Below are 26,650 nucleotides of genomic sequence, written 5' to 3' on the forward strand. Positions count from 1 at the left end.
GATCATGGAACCCGGGGTCGAAATCGCTACCCGCTGCGTGGAGTCAAGAATCCTCGCCAGTGCAGTCCGCTCGCCGATGTGGGCGATCTTCTGGGATTGCGAGCGTCGAATCTAGTAGAAGGAGACAACTCCGATGCACAGCACATTGATTGTGGCGCGGATGGATCCCGGATCGCACCCACAGGTCGCGGACCTGTTCGCCGAGTTCGACGGCACCGAGATGCCGCACCGCATGGGTACCCGCCGCAGGCAGCTGTTCTATTACCGCGGACTCTATTTCCACCTGCAGGACTTCGATTCCGCGGACGGCGGCGAACGGATCGAGCAGGCCAAGACCGATCCGCGCTTCGTCGGCATCAGCGCCGATCTGAAACCGTTCATCGAGGCCTACGACCCGCAGTGGCGTACACCCTCGGACGCCATGGCCACTCGGTTCTACAGCTGGGCAGCCGAATCGTGAACGAGCGCAGAGTCGTCGTCACCGGCATGGAGGTGCTCGCGCCCGGCGGCGTCGGTCGCGACGCGTTCTGGGAGCTGTTGAGCGCCGGCCGTACCGCGACGCGCGGCATCACCTTCTTCGATCCGGCGCCGTTCCGGTCCAAGATCGCCGCCGAGGTCGACTTCGATCCCGAGGCGGGCGGGCTCAGTCCGCAAGAGGTCCGGCGGATGGATCGGGCAGCGCAGTTCGTCGCCGTCGCCGCGCCGAGCGCGGTGGCCGACAGCGGAATCGACATCGAGACCTACGACCCGTACCGGGTCGGCGTCACGATCGGCACCGCGGTCGGCGCGGCCACCAGCCTGGACTGGGAATATCGCGTGGTCAGTGACGCCGGGCGGCTGCACCTGGTCGACCACGAGTACGCCGTGCCGCATCTGTACAGCTGCCTGGTGCCGAGCTCGTTCGCCGCGGAGGTGGCCGAGCTGGTCGGGGCGCGCGGTGCGACCACGGTGATCTCGACCGGCTGCACCTCAGGCATCGACTCCGTCGGCTACGCGGTCGAACTGATCCGCGAGGGCACCGCCGACGTGATGGTGGCGGGCGCCACCGACGCGCCCATCTCGCCGATCACCGTGGCCAGCTTCGACGCGATCAAGGCGACCTCGCCGCGCAACGACGAGCCGGGCACCGCGTCGCGCCCGTTCGACGGCACCCGCAACGGCTTCGTGCTGGGCGAGGGCGCCGCGGTGTTCGTGCTGGAGGAACTCGAATCCGCCAAGCAGCGCGGCGCGCGCATCTACGCCGAGATCGCGGGCTACGCGACCCGCAGCAACGCCTATCACATGACCGGCCTGCGGCCCGACGGCATCGAGATGGCCGAGGCCATCCGGGTGGCGCTGCACGAAGCCGAGATGAACCCGGACGAGATCGACTACATCAACGCGCACGGTTCGGGCACCAAGCAGAACGACCGGCACGAGACCGCGGCGTTCAAGCGCAGCCTCGGCCATCGGGCCTACGAGATCCCGGTCAGCTCGATCAAGTCGATGGTCGGGCATTCGCTCGGCGCGATCGGCTCGATCGAGATCGCGGCGTCGATCTTGGCGATGACGCACAACACCGTCCCGCCGACGGCCAACCTGCACACCCCCGATCCGGAATGCGATCTGGACTACGTGCCGCTGACCGCGCGCGAGCACGTGACCGACGCGGTGCTGACCGTGGGCAGCGGCTTCGGCGGTTTCCAGAGCGCGATGGTGCTCGCCCGCGCTGAACGGAGCGCGGCATGACGACGGCGGTGGTCACCGGATTCGGCGTGGCGGCACCGAACGGTCTCGGCGCGGAACAATATTGGGACGCCACGGTGGCCGGGAAGTCGGGCATCGCCCGGGTCTCCCGGTTCGATCCGAGTGGCTATCCGGCACAGCTCGCGGGCGAGGTTCCCGGCTTCGAGGCTGCTGATCACCTGCCGGGCAGGCTGCTCCCGCAGACCGACCGGATGACCCAGCTGGCCTTGGCCGCGACGGACTGGGCGTTCGCCGACGCCGGGCTGACGCCGAGTCGGCTGCCGGAATTCGACATCGGCGTGATCACCGCCAGCTCGGCCGGCGGTTTCGAATTCGGCCAGCGCGAATTGCAGAACCTCTGGCACCGGGGCAGTCAGTACGTCAGCGCGTACCAGTCCTTCGCCTGGTTCTACGCCGTGAACAGCGGCCAGATCGCGATTCGCAACGGCATGAAGGGCCCGGCCAGCGTGCTGGTCGGTGACCAGGCCGGCGGACTGGATGCCGTGGCCGCCGCGCGGCGCGCGATTCGCAAGGGCACCAGCACCATTGTCACTGGCGCGATCGACTCGTCACTGTGCCCGTGGGGCTGGATCGGGCAGCAGGCGAGCGGGCGATTGAGCACCAGCGACGACCCGGCGGACGCGTATCTGCCCTTCGATGCCCGCGCGAACGGGCACGTGCCCGGCGAGGGCGGCGCGATCCTGGTCGTCGAGTCCGACGGGCATGCACGGGCTCGTGGCGCGCGGACCTACGGCGAGATCGCCGGTTACGCAGCCACCTTCGACCCGAACGGGCCAGGACTGCGCAAAGCGATCGAACTGGCGCTGGCCGATGCCGGGCGGGTCCCGTCGGACGTCGACGTGGTCTTTGCCGACGCGGCGGGCCTGCCCGAGCTCGATCGCATGGAAGCGCAGGCCATTTCGGCGGTGTTCGGCGCCGGCGCGGTGCCGGTCACCGCGCCGAAGACGATGACCGGCCGGCTGTACTCGGGTGCCGGGCCGCTCGATCTCGTCGCCGCGCTGCTGGCCATGCGGCACAGCCTGATTCCGCCGACCGTGCACGTCGAGCCCGATCCCGAGGCGCAACTGGATCTGGTGGTGGGCCAGGCCCGCCCGGCCACCGTGCGCACCGCGCTGGTCTTGGCGCGCGGCTACGGCGGATTCAACTCGGCGCTCGTGCTGACCAACGAAAACTCATGAAGGAGAAGGACAATGGCTGACCGATTCACACTCACCGACCTGGGCCGGATCATGCTCGAGGCCGCGGGCGACGAGGGCATCGACTTCGCCGAACCCGTGCTCGACGTGCTCTTCGACGACCTCGGTTACGACTCGCTCGCGCTGCTGGAAGCCAGTGGCCGGATCGAGCGCGAGTTCGAGATCTCGCTGGACGAGGACACCCTGCTGTCGGCCACCACGCCGCGGGCCCTGATCGGCGCCGTCAACGCGCGTCTCGTGAACGCGGCCTGAGGAGGAACGCAGATGTCGAATGTCGAAGCGCCGGTAGCCCTGGTGACCGGGGCGACCAGCGGAATCGGACTGGCCGTCGCCCGTCTGCTCGGCGGCTCGGGACACCGGGTGTTCATCGGCGCGCGCACCGCGGAGAACGTGACCGCCACGGTGAAGCAGTTGCGCTCGGAGGACCTGACGGTGGACGGCGCCGCCGTGGATGTCCGTTCGGACACCGAGGTAGCGCAGTTCGTCCAGGCCGCCGTCGACGCGTTCGGGTCCATCGATGTCCTGGTGAACAACGCCGGGCGCAGTGGCGGCGGCGTCACCGCCGATATCACCGCCGAGCTGTGGAACGACGTCATCGAGACCAACCTGACCAGCGTTTTCCGCCTGACCCGCGAGGTGCTCAACACCGGCGGCATGCGCACCAAGGACCGCGGCCGGATCATCAACATCGCCTCCACCGCGGGCAAGCAGGGCGTGGTGCTCGGTGCGCCGTACTCGGCGTCCAAGCACGGCGTCGTCGGGTTCACCAAGGCGCTCGGCAATGAGCTGGCCCCCACCGGCATCACGGTCAACGCCGTGTGCCCCGGTTACGTCGAGACGCCGATGGCGGCGCGGGTCCGGCAGGGCTACGCGAGCGCCTACGGCAAGAGCGAGGCGGAGATCCTGGAGAAGTTCCAGGCCAAGATCCCGCTCGGGCGCTACTCGACCCCGGAGGAGGTGGCCGGACTGGTCGGCTATCTGGCCTCCGACACCGCCGCATCCATCACGGCGCAAGCGTTGAACGTCTGCGGCGGACTGGGCAACTTCTGAGCTCGAGGAACAGGTATTTCGATGACTACCAGCACTATGCGCGAGGTCGAGCACGAGATCGAGATCGCCGCACCCGCGGACACGGTGTACGCGCTGATCGCCGATGTCGGCAGTTGGCCGCGCATCTTCGGTCCGACGATCTACGTGGAGCAGCTCGAGCAGACCGAGGGCGCCGAACGGATCCGGATCTGGGCGACGGCCAACGGCACCGCCAAGAATTGGACCTCGCGCCGCACGCTCGATCCGGCCGCGCGGAAAATCACCTTCCAGCAAGAGATTTCGGCACCGCCGGTGGCCTTCATGAGCGGCGCGTGGTTGATCGAAGCCCGGTCCGACCACACCGCACTGGTCCGGCTGCAGCACAGTTACCGCGCGGTGGACGACGACCCGGACGGCCTGGCCTGGATCGACCAGGCGGTCGACCGCAACTCGCGCAGTGAGCTGGAAGGATTGCGGACCGAACTCGAATACGCCTACGCGGCCGCCGATTCCACCTTCTCGTTCGAGGATTCCGTGCAGATCGCGGGTTCGGCCGTGCAGGCTTACGAATTCATCGACCAGGCGCAGCTGTGGACCGAGCGGCTGCCGCACGTCGCCGCCGCACGGCTGGAAGAGCCCTCACCCGGCCTGCAGACACTCGAGATGGACACCAAGACGCGCGACGGCTCGGTGCACACCACCAAGTCCTATCGGGTCACCTACCCGCACCATTCGATCGTCTACAAGCAGGTGACCCTGCCCGCGCTGATGTCGCTGCACACCGGACGGTGGACCTTCGCCGAGAACACCGACGGCGTACTGGCCACCTCGCAGCACACGGTCACCATCGACACCGATCGGATCGCCGACATCCTCGGCGCGGACAAGACGCTCGAGGACGCCAAGGACTTCGTGCGAAATGCGTTGAGCACCAACAGCATGACCACCCTGCAGCACGCGAAGTCCTTCGCCGAGCGACGCGGCTGATCCGATGATCGAACAGACGCAGGTGGTCGTCGTCGGCGCGGGCCCGGTCGGGCTGATGCTGGCGGGTGAGTTGCGCCTCGGGGGCGTCGAGGTCGTCGTACTGGAGTCGCGGGAGACGCCGTCGACGGAGTCCAGGGCCTCGACCTTGCACGCGCGCACGATGGAGATCTTCGACGCCCGGGGCCTGGTCGACGAACTCGGCCCCGTGCCGAACGAGCCGCGCGGCCACTTCGGCGGCATCCCCCTGGATCTCACCCTGCCCAGCCGGTTTCCCGGTCAGTGGAAGGTCCCGCAGACCACCACCGTGGCACTGCTGCACGAGTGGGCCGTGGCGCTCGGCGCCGAGGTCCGGCGTGGTTGGCGGGTATCGGCGGTGCACGACGACGGCGCCGGCGTCGAGGTTCGCGCGCAGACCGGCACCGGAATACGGCGGCTGCGTGCGGCATTCGTGGTCGGCTGCGACGGCGCGGACAGCACGGTGCGCGAGTGCGCGGGCGTGGAGTTCGCGGGCCGCTCGGCCACCCGCGAACTGTTGCGCGCGGACGTGGCGGGCCTGGCGATCGAGGATCGGCGCTTCGAGCGGTATGAGCACGGATTCGCCACGGCGGCGAAAAATCCCGCCGGGATCACCCGGGTGATGGTGCACCGCTTCGGCGCCGACGGTGCCGGGCGATCGGGCGATCCCTCGTTCGACGAGGTCGCCGCGGCGTGGCAGCAGGTCACCGGCGAGGTCATCGGACACGGAAAGCCGTTGTGGGTGAACGCCTTCGACGACACCAGCAGGCAGGTGCGGGAATACCGCAGGGGCCGCGTGCTCTTCGCGGGTGATGCCGCGCATCAGCAGATGCCCAGCGGTGGCCAAGCGCTGAACCTCGGCCTTCAGGACGCCGTGAACCTGGGCTGGAAGCTGGCCGCCGCCTTGCACGGCGCGGCGGATCAGCTGCTCGACACCTATCACTCGGAACGCAGTGCGGTCGGTGCACGCATCCTGTCGAACATCCGGGTCCAGACCGAATTGCTGCTCGGCGGACCGGAAGTCGAGTCGTTGCGGACCATGCTGCGCGAGTTGATCGCGGCGGAATCGGTGCGGGTGCACCTGGCCGGGATGATCAGCGGATTGGACGTGCGCTATCCGGCCGAGCCGGGGGAGCACCGCTGGCTCGGCGTCCGGCTGCCCGAACTGGCGCTGCGCGAGCCCGCCGGGACAAGCACCGCGGCGTTGCGCACCGGGCGCGGCCTGGTGCTCGGGTCCGGTCGCTCGCAGGTCGACGCGCTGGAAAAGGTGGTGGCGCCTTGGGGCCGGCGGGTCGGCGTGGCCGAGGTCGCGGCCGGAGACGAGATCGGTACCGAGGCCGTGCTGGTACGGCCGGACGGCTACGTGAGCTGGGTGGGTTCCGCGGATGCCGACCTGGACGGCCGCTTGCGGCACTGGTTCGGCCCGCCCGGGTCCGTTGACTGACCGCGAGCCCGTGCGCAGACAAGGAGAGCAAACGTGGACACCGATGTGATTGTGGTGGGCGCCGGGCCGACCGGCCTGCTGCTCGCCGGCGAATTGCGGCTGGCCGGCGCCGAAGTCGTGGTGCTGGAACAACTGCCGGAACCGACGGGGCAGTCCCGCGGCCTCGGCTTCACCGCCCGCGCGATGGAGACCTTCGATCAGCGGGGCCTGCTCGCGGCCGTCGGCGGGTTGGAGCAGAGCCCGATGGGTCACTTCGGCGGGCTGCTGTTCGACTACACGGTGCTCGAGGACTGTCATTTCGGCGCGCGCGGTGTGCCGCAATCGCAGACCGAGGCGGCGCTGGAACGGTGGGCCGGCGAGCTGGGCGCGGACGTCCGGCGCGGCTGGACGGTGCGCGGGCTGCACGACGACGGCGCGGGAGTCTCGGTCGCAGCCGAAGTCGCCGGCGACGAAAAGACCTTGCGCGCGCACTATCTGGTCGGCTGCGACGGCGGGCACAGCGTCGTGCGCAAGCTCGCAGGCTTCGAGTTTCCCGGCACCGCAGGCACTCTCGGTATGTATCTGGCCGATGTGGTCGGCTGTGACATCGCGCCGCGGCCGTTCGGTGAACGGCTCCCCGGCGGCATGATCATGGCCATGCCACTGGCGCCCGGTGTCGACCGGGTCGTGGTCTGCGAGCACGAAACACCCGTGGTGCAGCGCGGAACCGAGATCGGCTTCGCCGAACTGGCCGCGGCCTGGGAACGGATCACCGGGGACTCGATCGCCCACGGTCGCGCGGACTGGGCCAGCTCGTTCTCCGACGCCACCCGCCAGGCATCGGAATACCGCAGAGGCCGGGTGTTCCTGGCGGGCGACGCGGCGCATATCCATCTTCCGGCCGGTGGTCAGGGGCTGAGCACCGGCGTCCAGGACGCGGCCAACCTCGGGTGGAAACTCGGTGCCGTGGTGCGTGGTTCGGCCGGGCCGGAACTGCTCGATACCTATCACGCGGAACGTCATCCGGTCGGTGCCAGGCTGCTGGACAACACCCGGGTACAGGGGATGCTCTACATCACCGGCGCCGAGGCGGATCCGCTGCGCGAGCTGTTCACGGAGTTGATCGCCTACGACGACACCAAGCGCTACCTCGCGGGCACGGTGAGCGGGCTCGACATCCGGTATTCGCCCGATCCCGCGGCACATCCGTTGCAGGGCAGGCGGATTCCACCCCGGCCGCTGCGTACCGCAGCCGGCGCGACCACGACCACCGAACTGCTGCATCCGGCCCGCGGTGTGCTGCTGGACCTGGCCGCCGACGGTGCGTTGCAAGCCGCGGCCGATCCCTGGCGGGACCGGGTCACCGTCGTCGAGGCCGAACTATCGGAGCGTCGCGGCCTCGAAGACGTGACAGCCGTACTGATCCGCCCCGACGGCTATGTGGCGTGGGCGGCCGCCGAGCGGCGCGACCGTACGGCGTTGACCGCGGCCCTGCGCCGCTGGTTCGGTCCGGCGGACGCCGTGTCCCGCAGCGTGGCCGCCGAGGCGCAGCGGTGACCACGGCGGCGCTCGCGCGTTCCACCGGCGTCCGTTCGGTACTGCTGAACGGTGCCGGAATCAGCTTGTCCGCCTTGCTGAATCGGCCCGACGAAGCTCCACGCGCGACGATCGTGGCGCTGCACGGGGCCGGGATGAACGCGAGCTATTTCGACGGGCAGGCGGCGGCGGAGGTGTCGCTGCTGACCCTCGGTGCGCGCCTCGGCTATTCGGTGCTCGCGGTGGACCGGCCGGGCTACGGGCGGTCCACCGCGCAACTGCCCGACGGACAGACACAGGCGGCGCAGGCGCGCACATTGCGGCACGCGCTCACCGGATTCGCGGCCGAGCACGACATCGGCGCCGGCTTCTTCCTGCTCGCGCATTCCTTCGGCGGCATGGTCGCGCTGCGCCTCGCCACCGAGACGTTCGGCTCGGCCCGGCTGCTCGGGGTGGACCTCTCCGGCTGCGGCCATCGGTACGCCTCGCGCCTGTTCCAGCTCGGTGACGCGCGCAGGCGGGCGCTGCGGGGCTGGGGGCCGCCGCGGCTGTACCCGCCCGCGACCTTCCGGACCAGCTCGACCGTCGTCGCGCCGACGCCCACGCTGGAACTGGTCGAGGCGGCCCGCTGGCCGGTGGTGTTCGCGCGCCTGGCGGCCCGGGTCGCGGTGCCGGTCCGGTGCACCTTCGCCGAACACGAGGCGCTGTGGCGGCACGACCCGAATACGTTGCGGGATATGGCCGCTCGCTTCACCGGCGCGCCGAGTGTGGCGGTGGAGCGGCAATCCGGAGCGGGTCACAACATCAGCCTGAGCTGGGCCGCCCGCTCCTACCACCTGCGCGCACTCGGCTTCCTGGAGGACTGCCTGCACCCTGCCGGTGCGCCGGAAGCCGACCGCGCGATGCAGGCGACATCTTCCGAACTATGAAGCCGCACAAGCGATCCTGAAGGAGATGGCCGTGAAGGGGATAATCCTCGCCGGTGGCAGCGGCACCCGGCTGCAACCGGTCACCCTGGCGGTGTCGAAGCAGCTGCTACCGGTCTACGACAAGCCGATGATCTACTACCCGCTGTCGGTGCTGATGCTCGCCGGCATCACCGATATCGAGATCATCGCCACCCCGGACGATCTGCCGCGCTTCCAGCAGCTGCTGGGCGACGGGTCGGCGCTCGGATTGTGCCTGACCTACGCCGAGCAGGACAAGCCGCGCGGGCTCGCGGACGCGTTCCTGGTCTCCGAACGGCACATCGGTAACGAACCGGTGGCATTGGTGCTGGGGGACAACATTTTTCACGGTCCGGGCTTCGTCGAGGTGCTACAGCAGAGCAGCCACGATGTCGACGGCTGCGTCCTGTTCGGCTATCCGGTGCTCGACCCGCAACGCTACGGGGTCGCCGAGGTGGACGCCGACGGCCGCCTGCTCGACCTGGTGGAGAAGCCGGCCCGGCCGCGGTCGAATCTCGCGGTCACCGGGCTGTACTTCTATCACAACGACGTGGTCGCGATCGCGAAGGATCTGCAACCCTCCGCGCGCGGCGAATTGGAGATCACCGACGTCAACCGGACCTTCCTGGCGCAGGACCGGGCTCGCCTCGTGCCGCTCGGCCGTGGCTTCGTCTGGCTCGACGCGGGCACCCACGAGGCGTTGCTGGAGGCGGGTCAGTACGTCGAGATCATGGAGCGCCGCCAAGGCGTACGGATCGCCTGCGTCGAGGAGATCGCGCTGCGCATGGGCTTCATCGACCAGGAGTCCTGCCACCGGCTCGGCAGGCAACTCGCGAAATCGCCGTACGGCCAATACGTCATGGACATCGCGGCCGCCGTGTGAGCGCGCCCGATCTCGCGATGTCCGTTCCGATCACCCGAACTATCAAGGGAGCAAACACATGACCACCCGTGTATGGGACTACCTGCCCGAGTACGAAAAGGAGCGGGAGGACATCCTCGACGCGGTGCAGACCGTGTTCGGATCGGGCCAGCTGATCCTCGGCGAGAGCGTGCGCGGTTTCGAGCGGGAATTCGCGGCCTACCACGGGCTCGCGCACTGCACCGGCGTCGACAACGGCACCAACGCACTGAAACTCGGCCTGGAAGCCCTCGGTGTCGGACCCGGCGACGAGGTGATCACCGTGTCCAACACCGCTGCCCCCACCGTCGTCGCGATCGTCGGTGCCGGTGCCACACCGGTTTTCGTCGATGTGCGGGCCGAGGACTTCCTCATGGACACCGATCAGGTCGCGGCCGCGATCACGCCGCGCACCAAAGCGATTGTGCCCGTCCATCTTTACGGTCAGTGCGTGGACATGGCGCCGCTGCGGCGGCTGGCCGCCGAACACGGGCTGCAGATCCTGGAGGACTGTGCCCAGGCCCACGGCTCCCGGCAGGGGGAGCAGCTGGCGGGCACGATGTCCGACGCCGCGGCGTTCTCCTTCTATCCGACCAAGGTGCTCGGCGCCTACGGCGACGGTGGTGCGGTGGTCACCCCCGACGCGAACATTCAGCGAAATCTGCAGCAGCTGCGCTACTACGGCATGGACAAGGTCTATTACGTGATGCGCACGCCGGGCCACAACTCCCGGCTCGACGAGGTGCAGGCCGAGATCCTGCGTCGCAAGCTCGGTCGGCTCGACGACTACATCGCGGGCCGCAACACGGTGGCGCGGCGGTACGAACAGGGGCTCGGTGATCTCGCCGACTCACACGGATTGCTGCTGCCCGCCACGAATCCCGGCAATACCCACGTCTACTACGTCTACGTCGTGCGACACCCGAAGCGCGACGCGATCATCGAGGCGATGCGCGAGCACGACATCCTGCTCAACATCAGCTACCCCTGGCCGGTGCACACCATGACCGGATTCGAGCATCTGGGTTGGCGCGCCGGGCAACTGCCGGTCACCGAGGCGCTCGCGCAGGAGATCTTCTCGCTGCCGATGTATCCGGCGCTGAACGAGGCGGAGCAGGACCGCGTCATCGAGGTGTTGCGCACCGTCGTGGCGGGGCTGTGAGCGTGCGCTCCGTCCGGACCCGCTCCGACGAGGACCTGTCGGAGCGGCTCGCGTTGTCGGCCGCGGCCACCGAGGCGGGCGCGTGGCTGCGTACGGCGGATTTTCCGGCCTGGCTGGCCGAGCGGGCGGCCGCGAACCGATTCGAGGTGCGCCGCATACCGTTTCGCGAGATGGACGCCTGGTCCTTCGAGTCCGGCACCGGGAACATGCGGCACCGCACCGGGAAGTTCTTCAGCGTCGAGGGGCTCTCGGTGCAGGTGGACGAGGGGGCGGTACGGTCCTGGCAGCAGCCGATCATCCTGCAGCCCGAGGTGGGGATACTCGGCATCCTGGCCAAGGAATTCGACGGCGTGCTGCACTTTCTCATGCAGGCAAAGATGGAGCCGGGCAACCGGAATCTGCTCCAGCTCTCGCCGACGGTGCAGGCCACTCGCAGCAATTACACCGGCGTGCATCGCGGAAGCAACGTCCGATACCTGTCTTACTTCACCGATCTCGGCGCCGGGCGGGTGCTCGCCGACGTGCTCCAGTCCGAACACGGCGCCTGGTTCTATCGCAAGTCGAACCGGAACATGCTGGTGGAGACCACCGATGAGGTGACGGTGCATCCGGACTTCTGCTGGCTGACCCTCGGCCAGATCGGCGCGCTGCTGCAGGCCGACAACGTGGTGAACATGGACTCGCGCACCGTGATCGCGACCTTTCCGATGAACGGAACCAGCGCTGTCGCACTGCGTTCGGATGCCGAATTGCAGTCGTGGTTCACCGTCGAGCGCGCCAGGCACGACGTGGAGATCTCGCTGATGCCACTGGCGGACGTCGTCGGCTGGCAGCGGGGCGAAACCCATATCGGCCGGGCGGACGACCGGTTCTTCCGGCTCATCGCGGTCGAGGTGGAGGCGGGCAGCCGGGAGGTCACCTCCTGGACCCAGCCGCTGTTCGAGCCGCACGGCCAAGGCATCGCGGCCTTCGTTTTCCGCCGGATCGACGGTCTGCCACATCTTCTGGTGCAGGCGAAGGTCGAGGCGGGCTTCCTCGACACGGTCGAGCTGGCGCCGACCGTGCAGTGCGTGCCCGCCAACTGGGACCAGCGGCCGCCGTTCCTGGACGTGGTCCGTGACGCGGGACCGGACCAGATCCGTTACGACGTAGTGCATTCCGAGGAGGGGGGACGGTTCCTCAACGCGGAGAGCCGCTACATGTTCGTCGAGGCGGACCTGCCGCTGGAGGTGCCGCGCAACTACTGCTGGGCCACCCCCGCGCAGTTGAATTGGCTCGCGGGCCACGGTCATTACCTCAACGTGCAGGCCAGGACGCTGCTGTCCTGCCTGAACGCCGGGGCCGTTTCGCTGAATCAGGATTTCGCACACCATGGTTGATGTTCAACAGCGTCTGCACGCATTCCTCGACAAGGCCGAGCTGGTCGAGCTCTTCGACCGCTACGTGCACCACCTCGACTTCGACCGGGACAACGACGCATGGCTCGGCGCGGTGTTCACCGACGACGCCGAGCTCGTCTTCCCACAGGGCACGTTTCGCGGCATGGCCGAGCTGCGCGGGTTCCAGCGCATGGCGTACGAGAAGTTTCCACGGTCACACCACCTCGGCGGCAACCACCGGGTGGTGTGCGACGGCGACACCGCCACGGTGACGGCACATCTCACCGCGGTGCACATCGGCCCGGCCGCCGGCCCGGCGGGGCACACCTCGTTCGGCGGCTTCGGCACGGCCGCCGCGGTGCGCACCGCGGCGGGTTGGCGGATGCGCCGCTTCACCTTCACCTCGGCATGGAGCGTGCCGTAGCCGGGCTACGCGTGCTGTGCGTCGTATCGGTGTCCGATGAAGCGGAAACCGATACCGCGCACGGTGACGATCCACTCGCTCGTGCCCAGCTTCTTGCGGAGGCTGTTGATATGGGTGTCCACGGTCCGGCTCGACAGCGTGCCGTCCCAGATCTCCTCGGTGATCGTGCTGCGCTCGATGACCTTGCCCGGGTTGGAGGCGAGCAGGTACAGCAGGTCGAATTCCTTTCTCGTGGTCTTGACGAGATCACCGGCCAATTCGACACGTCGGGCATCGGCGTCGACGGACAGCGGTCCGTGCCGGATCGAGGTCGCCGGGACCGGCGTGGGCGCCATACATTCATCGGGCACGAATCGGCGCAATACCGCTTGGATCCGCGCGATCAATTCTCGCGCTCCGTAGGGTTTGGTGATGTAGTCGTCCGCGCCGGAACGCAATCCGAGCACGCGATCCAGGACCGAATCCCGGGCGGTCACGATGATGATCGGGACGGCGCTGGTATCCCGGATGGCGCGGCAGACCTCGATGCCGTCGAGATCGGACAGATCGACGTCGAGCAGCACCAGATCGGCATTGTGGTAACACTCCAGCGCGCTGCCCGCAGTATCGACCGCGGTCACCGTGTAACCGTGCCGAACCAGTCGCTCGGTCAGCGACCGCCGTTCTGCCTCATTGCTTTCCACCAAGAGAATGTGATAGTTCGCCGACCGGTCGGCGTCGAAACTTTGTAGCTCCATAATCCCCCGATACATCACAGCTCGTACTGCAGATTGCGGTGGGTGCGCGCATTGCTCCGACGAACGCGCCGTCGGGCTCGGCTGCACAGTTCTTGTGGAATTACTTGTCGCGCGGGCCTTTCCTGGCCGGGTGGCACGCCGCGTGCTCCGTGGCCGGAATGTGATACGCGATAGCCGGGCCGCTCGACGCTGGGCAGCTGGGCTGGGGTAGGCTGGTGAAAGGTTGAATTACGTTGTGGCAGTGTTGATTTAGCAGTGCCTCCGTTCGTTCTACGATGCCCGGAGATCCTATCAGATGGGATGATCCGAGGGCTTCGTATTGTCATGTGACACAACGTATGTCGATATACACGCAGGATTCCCGCGCGTCGCGGATAGTAGATGACAAGCTATTGGTCCAGCTTTCGAACAATACGAACTAAACTTGTCAGCCCGCGTAACTCGTAGTGGTGCCCACACTTTCGTGGTCAGGCTCGGACCTAACCCCTGTGGTACTGTCGGCCTTGCCGTCGGACGGCGACCTCCGGTCCGACGGGCGTCCCAGGTGGGGCGCGTTTTTATCGGTCGCCGTGCTCCAATGCGGGAAAGTTTGGGGGGTATTTCGACGTGCAGTCCGGACAACGGAAGTCGACACAGGGTCCGATTACTCACCAGGGTGAGCGAAGTACGGGCGCGATGACGAGGTGGTCTGTTGGGCAACGAATCCTGATTGTCGACGGTAACCCGGCATCGCGGGCGGAACTTGCCAAATATATGACCCGGCATGGCTACGAAGTTGCGGAGGCCGATTCCGGTCTGGCGGCGGTGGACGCGTGCACCGCTTATGACCTGGTTATCGTGAGTCTCGAACTGCCGGATATGGATGGTCTTTATGTATGCCGGAGTGTCGCCGAGTGCGGCGTACCGATAATCGTCACCGCGGAACGGAAGTCGGAACTGGATTGCGTGCTCGCATTGCAGGCCGGGGCGGACGACTACATCGCCAAGCCCTATCACTTCCGTGAACTCGCGGCCCGGGTCGAGGCGCTGATGTGGCGCCGGTCGGCCCGGGTGCGCCGGGCCGAACCCGCGCTCGAGCACGGACCGCTGCGCATCGACGCGCTGGCCCGCGAGGTCACCGTGTTCGGCCGCCGGATCGCGCTCACCCGCAAGGAGTTCGACCTGCTGGTCCTGCTGGCGGAGAACAGCGGGCGGGTGGTGCCGCGGGCTGAGATCATGCGCGCGGTGTGGGGTCACAACTGGTCGCGCCGCACCGCCGATACACACGTCAGCAGCCTGCGCGCCAAGCTCGGCGCCAGCGAGTGGATCATCTCGGTGCGCGGTGTCGGCTTCAAACTCGTCAGTGACGCCTACCCCGCAGCGCACCACCCGATGGTCGATACGGGCTGACGGCGCGCTGCCTCGCCGGGTCATCGGGGGTGGTTACTTCTGCCCGCGCTTGAAGCTGTCGGTCAGTCGTGGGACGCCCTCGGTGGTGACCACGTCGACCGACGCTTTGACGTGCCGGTTCTCCATCACCTCGCGCAACAGCGCGTCCGCCAGGTCGGCGCGTGCGGTGTAGCGGCCGGGGATGCCCGACGGGCCGATCGTGTAATCGGTGACCCGGTCGGCGTCGAACAGGCCCGAGGCGCGCACGATCGTCCAGTCCAGGCCGCTGTTCTTGACGAGGTCCTCCATGCGGCCCATGTCGAAGTAGGCGGTGCGGCCCAGGGTGAGCAGGATGGGCAGCAGGACCGTGCGGAACAGGAACGTCTCACCCGGCGCGGCCTTACCCGCGACGCAGACGGAACTGACGCACACCAGGCGGCGGACACCATGGGTCCGCATGGCGGGCAAGATATTTCCCAGGCCTTCGGAGAATATCGATACCGGCTTCATCGTGTATTTACCGCCGAGAATGGAGATCACCGCATCCTGGCCGGCCACCGCGTTCTTCACCGATTCGGCGTCGAGTGCGTCCACCTGGACGACTCGCAAATTCGGTGCGGTGAGCGGGAATTCGCCGGGACGGCGGACCGCGGCGGTCACTTCATACCCCTTGTCGATTGCCTGCTGGATGACCTGTAGTCCGGTCGGCCCGCTGGCACCGAATACAACAAACCTCATCTTGCTTCTCCCACCGGCTGATACAGCTAATTGTCAGTTTTCTCGGTCGCGCCAAGCGGGCGCGCGCCCGCATATCCCGTGAGCAATGGGATGACCAGGGAATCGATCACCCGCTCGAAATATGCGCCCTCCATTGGTTCTTCCTTGTCGAGCAGGCGATAGAAGATCATCGCGGGCACGACATCGGCGATGAGTTCGGTATCGGCTCCCGCCGCGATCTCACCGCGTTCACACGCCCGATGCACGATGGCGGCATAGGCCGCCCGGCGCGGTTGCGAGATGACGCGTTCGACGGTTTCGCGCAGTTGCTGATCGCGTTTGATCGCCGATGCGATCGCGGACAGGATCGAATCCCGTTGACTGCTCGGGTCGAGATACATGGCGCCCACGGCGATCAGATCCGAACGCAGGCTGCCGGTGTCGGGCAGCGGCTCGTCCCAGCTCAGCGCCTGGATCGCGTCGCGGACCAGTTCCGACTTGTCCTTCCAGCGTCGATACACGGTGGCCCGGCCCGCGCCGGCCCGGGCCGCGACGGCGTCCATGGTCAGCCGGTCGTAGCCGACCTCGGGCAAGATCTCGCTGACGGCGGCCAGCAGCGCGCGATCGCGATCCGGATCCCGGGGCCTACCACCGGGTTTCGCCTTGGGTTCGCCGCTCTGTTGTGTCGACACACCGACAGCGTAGCGGTGCGGGAGTTACGAAACAAGCGTGTTCTGTATCGCATCTCCAATTATGAAACGAGTGCGTATCGTTTCGTAATGAACCTCGTGGAAGGAATGGAATGAGTGCAGGTCAGGACGGTAAGGGTGGGTCGTTCGAGCTGAGCCGCCGCCGCTTGCTGGTGGTCGGCAGCGGGCTCGCGGTGGCGGCGTGCACGACCGACGGGTCCGGTACGGAGGCTGCCCCCGGTGATGATTCGAAGCTGCGATCCGCCGTGCGCGGGCGGGTGCTGCTGCCCGGCGACGAGGGGTTCGACCTCGCTCGTAAGCCGTGGAATCTGACGGTCGACCAGTCGGTGCGCGCCGTCGTCGAACTCGCCGACGCCGAGGATGCCACCGCGCTGGTGCGGTATGCCAAAGATGCTGGCAGTACTTTGGCAGTCCAGCCGAACGGGCACAATCCCTCGCCGGCGGTGAACGGAACGATTCTGGTACGCACCAAGCGGCTGAACGAGATCCGCGTCGATCCGGTCGCGCGCACCGCCCGGGTCGGCGCCGGCGTCTCCTGGGGACAGGTGCAGGAGATCGCGAGCTCGCACGGATTGACCGGGGTGGCGGGCAGCGCGCCGGGCGTCGGTATCACCGGGTACACCCTCGGCGGTGGATTGAGCTGGTTCGCACGCAAATTCGGCTGGGCCGCCGACAGCGTCACCGCGTTCGAGATCATCGACGCAGACGGACGCACCCGGCGGGTGACGGCCGCGACGGAGCCGGATCTGTTCTGGGCTCTGCGCGGTGGTGGCGGCGACTACGCGCTGGTCACCACGATCGAGTTCGGGTTGCACCCGGCCCCCGCCCTGTACGGCGGCAAGGTGCTGTGGTCCGCCGACCGGGCGCCGCAGGTGATGGCCGCCTTCCGCGAGGTGACGGCGACGGCTCCGGACGAGCTGACGCTCTGGTGGAGTCTGCTCCAATTCGACGGCGCCCCACCGATGGTCGGCCTCGACGTCACCTATCTCGGTGACGAGGCGGCCGGGCAGGCGCTGCTGCGTCCGTTCGACGGTATCGACGGCAAGATGCGCGATACCCGCAGAGTGCTGCCGATCGCCGAATTGGGCACCATCACCGGTGAACCCGCCGAGCCCAGTCCGATCCGCTCGCAGATCGAACTGCTGAACGGGCTCACCGACGCGGACGTCGCGGGCCTGCTGGGCAAGCCGATGGCGCCGGTCGCCGCGGTGCAGGTACGCCACCTCGGCGGTCGCCTCGCCCGCGCGTCCGACACTCCGGCCGGCGCCGTCGCCGCCCCGTACTACATCGGCCTGATCGCACCCGAGGTCACGCCGGATATGGCCGCCGCCAACGAGACTCGGATGGCGGACTACCTCACCGCCCTCGGTTCGTCGCGCAGCCGTCGGACGCCGCTGACCCTGCTGGGTCCCGGTCAGACCGCCGCGGACGCCTTCACTCCCGACACGCTGGCCCGGCTGCGCGATATCAAGCGCAGCACGGACCCGCACGGTGTGTTCCGCAGCAACTTCCCGGTCCTCGACCCGAAGTCCGGCCGCTGAATCACCGACGGCATTTCCGTCCCGGTGGGGCGGCGCGCCGGGGCGGCCCCGGACCGGTGTGCCGGTCCGGCCTGCCCCGCGCCGCCGAACCGCCGTTTCCCGGGAATTCCCGGCGGGCACAGCACCATCACGGAGAATGGGGCAGATCGATGATCAGCGCCTGATCCGATGGGAGCCACCGCCATGCACGACGACCGTCGATTGATCGAAGATCGCCTCGGGCGAGTACTCGGCGAACGGATCACACCCGCGATCTACGGCGAATCGGTGCCGATGCAGGTGTCCATCTGGGTCGCACCGGACGAGCCGGTACCGGTGGCCGAGGGGCTGGCCGCGCCGCGGACGCCCACCGCGCCGGGCGCGGCCTGGGGTGCGCCGTGGGGCACCAGCTGGCTCACTGTCGAGGGCACCGTGCCGGCGGCGTGGGCGGGTAAGACCGTCGAGGCGATCATCGACCTCGGCTTCGACCGGAACATGCCCGGCTTCCAGTGCGAGGGCCTGGTCTATCTGCCCGACGGGTCGCCGGTGAAGGGGCTGCAGCCGCGCAACCAGTGGGTGCGGGTGGGGTCTCCCGCGGTGGGCGGCGAGCACGTGCTGCTGCATGTCGAAGCGGCGTCGAACCCGATCATCCCGTTCTTCGCGCCGACGCCGCTGGGCGACAAGTCGACCGCGGGCACCGAGCCGCAATACCGGCTCGGCCGAATGGATCTCGCGGTCTTCCACGACGACGTCTGGCACCTGGTGCAGGACCTCGAGGTGCTCGGCGAACTGATGCACGAGATGCCCGAGGATCCCGCCCGCCGCTACGACATCGTGCGCGCGATCGAGCGCGCGCTGGACGCCATCGATCTGCAGGACGTGCCCGCCACCGCGGCCGCGGCGCGCGCCTGCCTGGCCGAGGCGCTGGCGCAGCCCGCGATTGCGTCGGCCCATCGAATCTCGGCGGTGGGGCACGCGCATATCGACTCGGCGTGGCTCTGGCCGCTGCGCGAGACCGTCCGCAAGGTGGCTCGCACCACCGCGAACATGACGGCGCTGCTGGCCGAGGACCCCGAGTTCGTCTACACCATGTCGCAGGCGGCGCAGTACGACTTCGTCAAACAGCAACGCCCCGAGGTCTATGCGAAAGTCAAAGCGGCCGTGGCCGAAGGGCGGTTCGTGCCCGCGGGCGGGATGTGGGTCGAGGCGGATACCAACATGCCGGGCTCCGAGGCGATGGCGCGCCAGTTCGTGCACGGAAAACGGTTCTTCCTGGCGGAGTTCGGGATCGAGAACGAAGAGGCGTGGTTGCCGGACACCTTCGGTTTCGCGGCCGGGCTGCCGCAGATCATCAGGGCGGCCGGATCGAAATGGCTGCTGACGCAGAAGATTTCGTGGAGTCAGATCAACAAGTTCCCGCATCACACCTTCCTGTGGGAAGGCATCGACGGCACCCGTATCTTCACCCACTTCCCGCCCGTCGACACCTACAACTGCTCCATGGCCGGGCGCGAGATCGCGCACGCCGCAAGGAATTTCAAGGACAAGGGCCGGGCGTCGATGTCGCTCGCGCCGACCGGCTGGGGTGACGGCGGCGGCGGGACGACGCGCGAGATGATCGCCAAGGCGGCCCGGATGAAGGATCTGGAAGGTTCGCCGAAGGTGGTCTGGGACAAGCCCGCCGACTTCTTCGCGCGGGCCGAGGCGGAGTACCGGAATCCGCCGGTGTGGGTGGGGGAGCTGTACCTCGAGCTGCACCGTGCCACCCTCACCAGTCAGGCGAAGACCAAGCAGGGCAACCGGCGCAACGAACATCTGCTGCGCGAGGCCGAGCTGTGGGCCGCGACGGCGACGGTGCGCAAGCGCGCCGAGTATCCGTACGACGCGCTGGACCGGCTCTGGAAGACGGTGCTGCTGCACCAGTTCCACGACATACTGCCCGGCTCGTCGATCGCCTGGGTGCATCGGGAGGCGGAGCGCACGCACGCGGCGGTGACCGCGGAGCTGACCGCGCTCATCGATCAAGCGCACCGGCAGCTCGGCGGCGATCAGGCGGGACCGAATGTCTTCAACCCCGCCCCGCACGCCTGGCGCGCGGTGCCCGCCGGTGGCGCCGGACCGCAACAGCCGGAGGCGCCGTGCACGGTGGTCGAGCGGGCCGGCGGCGGGTTCGTGCTCGACAACGCCCTGCTGCGGGTGGAGATCGACGCGCGCGGTCTCGTGGTGTCGGTGTTCGACCTCGTCCAGCAGCGCGAGACGCTGCCGCCGCAAAGTCCCGCGAACCTGCTGCAGCTGCATCCGGATCTGCCCAACTCGTGGGACGCCTGGGATGTCGATCTGTTCTACCGGAACCGGGTCACCGATCTCACCGACGCGGATTTCGTGGTGGCGCAGACGGATTCGCCGATCGATGCGGTGGTGCGGGTGGGCCGCTCGTTCGGTTCGTCCAAGATCGAGCAGGCGCTCACGCTGCGCGCGGGCGCGCGCAGTCTCGATATCGACACCCGCGTCGACTGGTACGAGACCGAGAAGTTCCTCAAACTGGCCTTTCCCCTGGACATCCACGCCGACCGCTACGCGTCCGAGACCCAGTTCGGGCATCTGTACCGGCCCACGCACACGAATACCAGTTGGGAATACGCGAAGTTCGAAGCCTGCAATCATCGTTTCGTGCACTTCGCCGAACCCGGTTGGGGTGTCGGGCTGGTCAACGATTCCACCTACGGCCACGACGTCACCCGGACGGTCCGGCCCGACGGCGGAACGACCACAACGGTGCGGGCCTCGCTGTTGCGCGCACCGCGGTTCCCCGATCCGGAGACCGATCACGGCACGCACGACTTCCGGCACGCCCTGTTGCCGGGCGCCTCGATCGGGGACGCGGTCGCCGCGGGCTATCGGATCAACCTCGCCCGGCCGACCGCCGGCGTCGCCGACCCGGTCGCGCCCCTGTTCACCGTCGACAACGACGCGGTCGTGACCAGCGCGGTCAAACTCGCCGACGACGGCAGCGGCGATGTCGTCCTTCGCCTCTACGAAGCGCACGGCGGTCGTGCCACCGCACTGGTCACCCCGGATTTCGACACCACGGGTCAGCAGGTGTGCGATCTGCTGGAACGACCGCTGTCCGGCGAAGTCCCGGTGCGCGCGGAAGCCGGCGGAGTTCGCGTGCGGCTGCGGCCTTTCCAGCTCGTCACGCTTCGTTTCCCACGCCCCGCGGCGTAGGCCGCGGGCAGGCTCCGGGGTGGCCCCGCGCCGGGGTGTAGCGGCGCGGGGCCATCGTGGCTGCCGGTACACGCTCCGGCACTGTCTACGGTAACCCCAAATTATTTATCAGGGAAGCCGAACTCGCCGAGTGGCGGCGAAACCCGAGGTGAAGGTGTGGTTTCGAAGCCGGGGCCTTGTAACGTTCTGATCGGCGTAGGGAACACCGGTGCGAATCCGGGGCTGTCCCGCAACTGTCACCGAGGAGTAAACCGCCAGTTCATGGCCACGACCTGCCCAGGTTGGAAGGCCGGCGGTGCGCGTCGAATCGGGAGCCAGGATACCTGCGCCGCGGTAAGGGACGAACACCACGAGGATGGCGATGCACAACTCCACATCGACCGCGCCCGCATTCGGGCGGCGGCGGTTACTGCTCGGTGCGACCGCGCTGACCGCGTTCGGCGGCGCATGGGCGCTGACCGGCTGCGGCACCGACGCGACCCCCGGCAACGCACCCGATGGCCCACCCCGGCCCGGCGGGCGGTTGCGCACGGCGATCGCGGGCCGCTCGGCAACCGCCGATGTGCTCGACCCTCATCAGGCGGGCAGTTCGGCGGGTGGCGCGGTCTCCAAGAACGTGTGGGACAAGCTGGTCGCCTACAACAACGACCTCACCCTGCGGTACCGCTTGGCGGAATCGTTGCAGCCCAACGCCGACGGCAGCGAGTGGCGGATCACCCTGCGGCCCGGCGTGCTCTTCAGCGACGGCACCCCCCTCACCTCCCGGGACGTGCTGTGGAGTTTCACGCGCATGCTGGACCCGGCCCGCAAGTCCTCCGGGGACCTCGCCATGGTCGATATGGCCCGGACCCGCGCCGATGGCGATCTCGGCGTGGTGGTGGCGATGAAAACGCCGCTCGCGGACTTCGGTTCGGTGCTCGCGGGCTGGTACTGCTACATCGTCAAGGACGGTACGACCACCTTCGACGAGCGCACCCTGCCGGTGGGCACCGGGCCCTTCGCGCTGGTGCGGTGGTCGCCCGGTGACCGAACGCTGTTGCGGCGCAACGAGCGGCATTGGGACGGGCCGGCCCTGCTGGACGAGGTGGAGATCATCCAGATCGCCGAGACCGAAGCCCGGGTGAACGCCTTCCTCTCCGATCAGGCCGATGTGGTGCACGAGGTGTCGTATCTGCAGGCCAGCAATCTGTCCAGCGATCCGGACGTCTCGGTGATCGTGCCGCCCGCCGGGTTGATGGGCGCCTTCCAGATGCGGGTGGATATCCCGCCGTTCGACGACGTGCGCGTGCGCCAGGCGATGCGGCTGGCGGTGGACCGGCAGGCGATGGTCGACTCGGTGTACTACGGCTACGGCGAGGTCGGCAACGACGTGTACGGCAAAGGCGCGCCCTTCTACGCCGATTCGCTGCCGCAACGCACGTACGATCCGCAGCGGGCCCGCGAGCTGCTGCGCGCGGCCGGGCAGGAAAACCTCACGGTCGCACTGCAAACCGCCGACGGCATGCCGGGCATGCTCGAATCCGCGACCCTCTACGCCGAGCAGGCGAAGGCGGCGGGGATCACCATCCGGCTCGAATCCGTGCCGGCCGATACCTACTTCTCCCAGGTCAGCGGAAAGTACCCGCTGACCCACATCGGTTGGTGGAACTACAGTCTCGACTACTTCTACGGCCAGACCATGACCAGCACGTCGCCGAGCAACGGCACCGGCTGGCAGCGTCCGGAGTGGGACGCGAAGTTCGCGGCGGCGCGCGCGGCGATGGATCCGCAGCGGCGCCGTCAGCTCTACTTCGAACTGCAGCAATCGCTCTGGGACGAGGGCGGCTACATCCTGCACAGCTTCGCGAAGCGACCGGATGCGGCCAGGCCGTTCGTGCGCGGGGTGCGCAACGGGGTGCCCGGTACGGACGACTGGGCGAACTACGCCACGACCTGGCTGGCCCGCTGACGGTCGTGCTTCGCTATGTCGCACGTCGAGTGTGCGCGGGCATCGCCGTGCTGCTCGGCGTCGCCCTGATCGTGTTCGGTCTGTTCGAGACGCTGGATTCCGATGCGGCCACCGTCATCCTGTCCCGGGAAGGCGGTGGCGATCCGGCGCCGGCCCAAGTGGCCGCGCTGCGTGCGCAATTGGGCCTGGACCGGCCCGCGCCGGTCCGATTCGCGGAGTGGGCGGGCGATTTCGCGCAGGGGGACTTCGGCAATTCGCTGATCTCCGGGCGTCCCGTGCGCGAGGTGCTGCTCGGCAGATTCGCCAACAGCGCGACACTGGCGCTGCTCACCGCGGCATTGCTGGTGCCATTGGCGATCGGGCTCGGTCTGGCGGCCGGCGCGCGAGCCGGTTCGCGGACCGATCGGGCGATCAGCGTCGCCGCGCTCACCGCGGAGTCGGTGCCCTCGTTCGTGTCCGGTGTGCTGCTGGTGGCGACCGTCTCGCTGACCCTGCATCTGCTGCCCGCCGTCTCGCTGCTGCCGACCGGCACCAGCGTCTGGGACCGACCGGAGATCCTCGTGCTGCCCGTGACCTGTCTGCTGATCGGGTTGTCGCCACACCCGGTGCGCATGGTGCGCGCCCAGACCGCCGAGGTCATGGCCAGTGAGTACATTTTGACCGCGCGGCTCAACGGAATCAGGGGTGCGCGCTTGTTCTTGCGGCACGTCGCGCCCAACGCGGTCTCGGCGTCGATCCATCCACTGGCCGGTTCGGTGGTCGGGCTGATCGGCGGCGTGGCCGTGGTGGAGACGCTGTTCGTCTATCCGGGCCTGTCCCAGGAGTTGTTGCGCGCCATCTCCGCTCGTGATTTTCCGTTCGTCCAGTCGACGGCCGTCCTGCTGGCGGCCTTCGGCATCGGGGTCTACCTGCTCGCCGACCTGCTCGCGCTGCTGGTGAGTCCGCTTGCGCGGCAGCAGATCGTGGCGGGCCGATGAGGCGGCGGCTGCGGACACCGTGGGCGGTGAGCGCTTTCGCCGTGCTGCTGGTGGCGCTCGCCGGTCCGCTCTGCGCGCCTTACGCACCGACCGCCGCGCACGGCCGGCCGTTCCAGCCGCCGAGCGCGCGTCATCTGCTCGGCACCGACGTGGTCGGGCGCGACGTGCTGTCCCGGGTCCTGCACGGCGGTCTGTCGCTGGTCGCGATCGCCGGGCTGGCGCTGCTCGTCGCCTACGGCCTCGGCCTCGGGCTCGGCCTGGTCGCGGGGCTGCGCCGCGGCGCCGACCGCTGGATCATGCGGCCGGTCGACGCGATCGTCGTCGTGCCGTGGTTCCTGCTGCTCGCGGTGCTCGCGACGGCGATCGGCGCGGGGCCCGCCGCGATCGTCGCGGCGAGCACCCTGGCGTCGGTGCCGTGGATCATCCGCATCGTGCGTACGGCGGTGCTGGAACTCGCGGGTACCGGCTACGTCGAATCCGCGCGCGCCCGAGGCGAACCCCTGTGGCGGCTCGCGTTGGTCGAGGTGCTGCCGAATCTGCGGTCGGTGGTGCTGGCCGACGCGGGGGTGCGGATGTCGATGACCATCTCGATGGTCGCGGTGAGCGGCTTCCTCGGGCTCGGGCTGCGCCCGCCCGCACCGGACTGGGCGCTGATGATCACCGAGAACCGGCCCGGCTTCGGGCGCCAGCCGTGGGCGGTGCTCGCACCGGCGTTGCTGATCATGGTGCTCGTGGTGTCGATCAACCTGGTGGTGGATCGTATGCTCGGCGCGCAGCGCGCGACGCGGGGCAAGACGGTATCGCCCAGCCGGACCGGCGCTTCCGGTGTGCGGGTGGCGCGGCTCACGGTGCGGGATCGTGCGGATAACCTTTTGCTGCACGATGTTTCGGTTCATCTGCCCGCCGGCCGCGGCGTAGCCGTGGTCGGCCCGTCCGGCGCGGGTAAGACGACGTTCGCCCGCGCGGTGCTCGGTGCCCTACCCGCCGGGCTGCGGGCCGAAGGAACGATCGAAGTCGGTGCGGCACAGGGGGAGCGGCGGACCACCGGCTATGTGCCGCAGGATCCGGCGTCCGGGCTCAATCCGTCGTTGCGGATCGGCACCGCGATCCGCGAGATCGCCCGGCTACAGGGCGATGCCGGCGATGGTGTCGGGCAGGCTTTGCGCCGCGTCGGCCTACCGGACGACCGCCGCTTCCGGCGCCGGTTCCCGCACCAGCTCTCCGGCGGCCAGCAGCAACGGGTGCTGCTGGCGATGGCGCTGCTCGGCGAGCCCACGCTGCTCGTGCTCGACGAGCCGACCACCGGCCTCGACGCGCAGACCCGCGACGAACTGGTGGCTACGTTGCGCCGGATCAGGCAGGACAGCACGATCACCCTGCTGGTGATCACGCACGAGGTCTCGACCCTGGCCGAGCTGATCGACGATGTGCTGGAATTCGATCAGGGCCGAGTTCGCTCGTTCGCTCCGCTTCGCGATGAAACACCTTGTTACACAGCGAGTTCACGATCGTCCGCGAGGAACGACGCGGTCCCTCCGGTGCTGCGCGTCGAGCAGCTGACGGCCGGGCACGGGCACCGCGGACGCTTTCGGGTGGTCGCCGCCGACCTGTCCTTCTCGCTGCATCCCGGCGAATGTCTCGCGCTCAGTGGACGTTCGGGTGCGGGTAAGACCACCATGGCCCGGGTGCTCGCCGGCCTGCACCGGCCCGCGCACGGCCTGCTCGAACTCGACGGCACCCGCTTGGCGCCCGACGTGGATCGGCGGACCACCGCGCAGCGGCGCGCGATTCAGCTGATCTATCAGAACCCCGCGACGTCGCTGAACCCGCACTACCGCATCGGCTTGCAGATCAGCAGGCCGCTACGCCTGCTGCGCGGGATGACGCCCGAGGCCGCCGCCCGCGAGACCGTCCGACTGCTGGAATCCGTTCGGCTCGAACCGAACCTGGCTGCCCGCCGCCCCGGTGAACTGTCCGGCGGGCAACAACAGCGGGTCGCCGTCGCCCGCGCACTCGCCGCCGATCCGCGCATCCTGATCTGCGACGAGATAACGTCCGCCCTGGACGCCCGGGCCCGGGAAACCATCATCGACCTGCTCGACGAGTTGCGCCGAGATGGCCTGTCCCTCGTCCTGATCAGCCACCAGCGCGCCGTGCTCGATCGTCTCGCCGACACCACCCTCGCGCTGACCGCATCGAGCGCCGACCTCGATACTCAGGCGGGTTGGTCTTTGTCCGTCGGGAGCCAGACCTGAAGGCTGGCCGGGTCGAACGGAATCGAGATGTGTTCGTGCGTGACCAACCATCGGCCGGATTCCCGGCGCAGGCAAGAGGTTTCCCGGACCCAGATCGACCTTTGCAGCCCGCCTTTGCGCTCACCGGAATCCAGATGAAGCATGTTGGCCACGGCGAGGTCGCCGTCGCGCACGATGGTCAGGTCGTGCGTCTGCAGGTCGATCTGCCCCTCGTACTCGTCGAACCAGCGCACGAAGTTGCGGCGCACCTGGTCGGTGCCGGTGAAGCGAAGCGGCGGCACCACGTCGTAGTAGACGATGCCGGGCGCGTAATGCGTCATCAGCCGATCGATGTCCTTGGTCTGCTGGGCGTCGGTGCGACTGGCGATGAACGCGCTGATCTCGGAATCGTTGGTAGTCATCGGATCACCTCTCGGGAACTCGGACCGCGGCCCGTGCCTGCGGTTCC

The 26,650-nt window shown here is 68.3% G+C and carries 23 protein-coding genes and 1 riboswitch; of the genes, 19 read left to right on the forward strand and 4 right to left on the reverse strand.

What is annotated here, in order from left to right:
• Nucleotides 1-133 precede the first annotated feature (133 nt).
• The 13 genes from TY25_RS36795 to TY25_RS36855 are packed head-to-tail and all read left to right on the forward strand — an operon-like array spanning nt 134 to nt 12,745.
• Nucleotides 134-460, forward strand: a complete 327-nt coding sequence (locus TY25_RS36795) for a TcmI family type II polyketide cyclase (protein WP_042264331.1) — start codon at nt 134-136, stop codon at nt 458-460.
• Nucleotides 457-1,728 (forward strand): beta-ketoacyl-[acyl-carrier-protein] synthase family protein, encoded by a 1,272-nt coding sequence (locus TY25_RS36800; RefSeq protein ID WP_042264333.1) that lies wholly within the window; start codon nt 457-459, stop codon nt 1,726-1,728. The genes TY25_RS36795 and TY25_RS36800 overlap by 4 nt, the downstream gene beginning before the upstream one ends.
• Complete coding sequence (locus TY25_RS36805; RefSeq protein ID WP_042264335.1) at nt 1,725-2,924, forward strand: ketosynthase chain-length factor; 1,200 nt, start codon at nt 1,725-1,727, stop codon at nt 2,922-2,924. The genes TY25_RS36800 and TY25_RS36805 overlap by 4 nt, the downstream gene beginning before the upstream one ends.
• A 12-nt stretch (nt 2,925-2,936) precedes the next feature.
• Nucleotides 2,937-3,194 (forward strand): acyl carrier protein, encoded by a 258-nt coding sequence (locus TY25_RS36810; RefSeq protein WP_014982309.1) that lies wholly within the window; start codon nt 2,937-2,939, stop codon nt 3,192-3,194.
• A 12-nt stretch (nt 3,195-3,206) separates the two neighbouring features.
• Nucleotides 3,207-3,992, forward strand: a complete 786-nt coding sequence (gene fabG / locus TY25_RS36815) for a 3-oxoacyl-ACP reductase FabG (protein WP_042264337.1) — start codon at nt 3,207-3,209, stop codon at nt 3,990-3,992.
• Between the two features lie 21 nt (nt 3,993-4,013).
• Entirely contained in the window at nt 4,014-4,958 is a 945-nt protein-coding gene (locus tag TY25_RS36820; protein WP_042264339.1) for an aromatase/cyclase, read from the forward strand.
• A 4-nt stretch (nt 4,959-4,962) separates the two neighbouring features.
• Nucleotides 4,963-6,417, forward strand: a complete 1,455-nt coding sequence (locus TY25_RS36825) for an FAD-dependent monooxygenase (RefSeq protein ID WP_042264342.1) — start codon at nt 4,963-4,965, stop codon at nt 6,415-6,417.
• A gap of 33 nt (nt 6,418-6,450) precedes the next feature.
• Nucleotides 6,451-7,953 carry an FAD-dependent monooxygenase gene (locus tag TY25_RS36830; protein ID WP_042264344.1) on the forward strand — a complete coding sequence of 501 codons (1,503 nt, stop codon included), beginning with the start codon at nt 6,451-6,453 and terminating at the stop codon, nt 7,951-7,953.
• Nucleotides 7,950-8,861: an alpha/beta hydrolase gene (locus TY25_RS36835; RefSeq protein ID WP_042264347.1), complete on the forward strand. Its 912-nt coding sequence runs from the start codon at nt 7,950-7,952 to the stop codon at nt 8,859-8,861. The genes TY25_RS36830 and TY25_RS36835 overlap by 4 nt, the downstream gene beginning before the upstream one ends.
• A gap of 31 nt (nt 8,862-8,892) precedes the next feature.
• Nucleotides 8,893-9,762 carry a glucose-1-phosphate thymidylyltransferase RfbA gene (gene rfbA / locus TY25_RS36840; protein WP_042264817.1) on the forward strand — a complete coding sequence of 290 codons (870 nt, stop codon included), beginning with the start codon at nt 8,893-8,895 and terminating at the stop codon, nt 9,760-9,762.
• Nucleotides 9,763-9,820: 58 nt separating this feature from the next.
• The gene (locus TY25_RS36845; protein WP_042264348.1) at nt 9,821-10,942 is read left to right on the forward strand and encodes a DegT/DnrJ/EryC1/StrS family aminotransferase; all 1,122 of its coding nucleotides are present in this window, start codon (nt 9,821-9,823) and stop codon (nt 10,940-10,942) included.
• On the forward strand, nt 10,939-12,321 hold the full coding sequence (locus tag TY25_RS36850; protein WP_042264350.1) for an NDP-hexose 2,3-dehydratase family protein: 1,383 nt from the start codon (nt 10,939-10,941) through the stop codon (nt 12,319-12,321). Before TY25_RS36845 ends, TY25_RS36850 begins: the two co-directional genes overlap by 4 nt.
• A complete protein-coding gene (locus TY25_RS36855) occupies nt 12,314-12,745 on the forward strand; it encodes a nuclear transport factor 2 family protein (RefSeq protein WP_042264352.1) in 432 nt (143 codons plus the stop codon). Before TY25_RS36850 ends, TY25_RS36855 begins: the two co-directional genes overlap by 8 nt.
• A 5-nt stretch (nt 12,746-12,750) precedes the next feature.
• On the opposite strand, the gene TY25_RS36860 is transcribed toward TY25_RS36855, so the two are convergent.
• A complete protein-coding gene (locus tag TY25_RS36860) occupies nt 12,751-13,482 on the reverse strand; it encodes a response regulator transcription factor (RefSeq protein WP_042264354.1) in 732 nt (243 codons plus the stop codon).
• A gap of 675 nt (nt 13,483-14,157) precedes the next feature.
• Here TY25_RS36860 and TY25_RS36865 point away from each other — a divergent pair.
• A complete protein-coding gene (locus tag TY25_RS36865; RefSeq protein WP_081593917.1) occupies nt 14,158-14,871 on the forward strand; it encodes a response regulator transcription factor in 714 nt (237 codons plus the stop codon).
• A gap of 33 nt (nt 14,872-14,904) precedes the next feature.
• On the opposite strand, the gene TY25_RS36870 is transcribed toward TY25_RS36865, so the two are convergent.
• Together TY25_RS36870 and TY25_RS36875 are read right to left on the reverse strand one after the other, a co-directional pair.
• Nucleotides 14,905-15,588: an NAD(P)-dependent oxidoreductase gene (locus TY25_RS36870; protein ID WP_042264356.1), complete on the reverse strand. Its 684-nt coding sequence runs from the start codon at nt 15,586-15,588 to the stop codon at nt 14,905-14,907.
• 26 nt (nt 15,589-15,614) lie between these two features.
• On the reverse strand, nt 15,615-16,259 hold the full coding sequence (locus TY25_RS36875; RefSeq protein WP_042264357.1) for a TetR-like C-terminal domain-containing protein: 645 nt from the start codon (nt 16,257-16,259) through the stop codon (nt 15,615-15,617).
• Between the two features lie 110 nt (nt 16,260-16,369).
• On the opposite strand from TY25_RS36875, the gene TY25_RS36880 reads away from it, so the two are divergent.
• From TY25_RS36880 to TY25_RS41055, 5 genes are all read left to right on the forward strand, one after another.
• On the forward strand, nt 16,370-17,818 hold the full coding sequence (locus TY25_RS36880; RefSeq protein ID WP_201773748.1) for an FAD-binding oxidoreductase: 1,449 nt from the start codon (nt 16,370-16,372) through the stop codon (nt 17,816-17,818).
• A 183-nt stretch (nt 17,819-18,001) separates the two neighbouring features.
• Nucleotides 18,002-21,022 carry an alpha-mannosidase gene (locus TY25_RS36885; protein ID WP_042264823.1) on the forward strand — a complete coding sequence of 1,007 codons (3,021 nt, stop codon included), beginning with the start codon at nt 18,002-18,004 and terminating at the stop codon, nt 21,020-21,022.
• A gap of 159 nt (nt 21,023-21,181) precedes the next feature.
• A riboswitch (cobalamin riboswitch) is annotated at nt 21,182-21,364 on the forward strand.
• Nucleotides 21,365-21,383: 19 nt separating this feature from the next.
• Nucleotides 21,384-22,970 (forward strand): ABC transporter substrate-binding protein, encoded by a 1,587-nt coding sequence (locus TY25_RS36890; protein ID WP_042264825.1) that lies wholly within the window; start codon nt 21,384-21,386, stop codon nt 22,968-22,970.
• 5 nt (nt 22,971-22,975) lie between these two features.
• Nucleotides 22,976-23,947: an ABC transporter permease gene (locus TY25_RS36895; RefSeq protein ID WP_042264359.1), complete on the forward strand. Its 972-nt coding sequence runs from the start codon at nt 22,976-22,978 to the stop codon at nt 23,945-23,947.
• 26 nt (nt 23,948-23,973) lie between these two features.
• Entirely contained in the window at nt 23,974-26,202 is a 2,229-nt protein-coding gene (locus tag TY25_RS41055) for an ABC transporter ATP-binding protein/permease (protein ID WP_052383441.1), read from the forward strand.
• Here the strand turns inward: TY25_RS41055 and TY25_RS36905 are convergent.
• Nucleotides 26,163-26,603: a YybH family protein gene (locus TY25_RS36905; RefSeq protein ID WP_042264361.1), complete on the reverse strand. Its 441-nt coding sequence runs from the start codon at nt 26,601-26,603 to the stop codon at nt 26,163-26,165. The two genes, TY25_RS41055 and TY25_RS36905, sit on opposite strands and share 40 nt — an antisense overlap.
• Between the last annotated feature and the right edge of the window lie 47 nt (nt 26,604-26,650).

Origin of the sequence: Nocardia brasiliensis NBRC 14402 (genome assembly GCF_000308475.2) — a bacterium.
Taxonomy (GTDB): Bacteria; Actinomycetota; Actinomycetes; order Mycobacteriales; family Mycobacteriaceae; genus Nocardia; species Nocardia brasiliensis.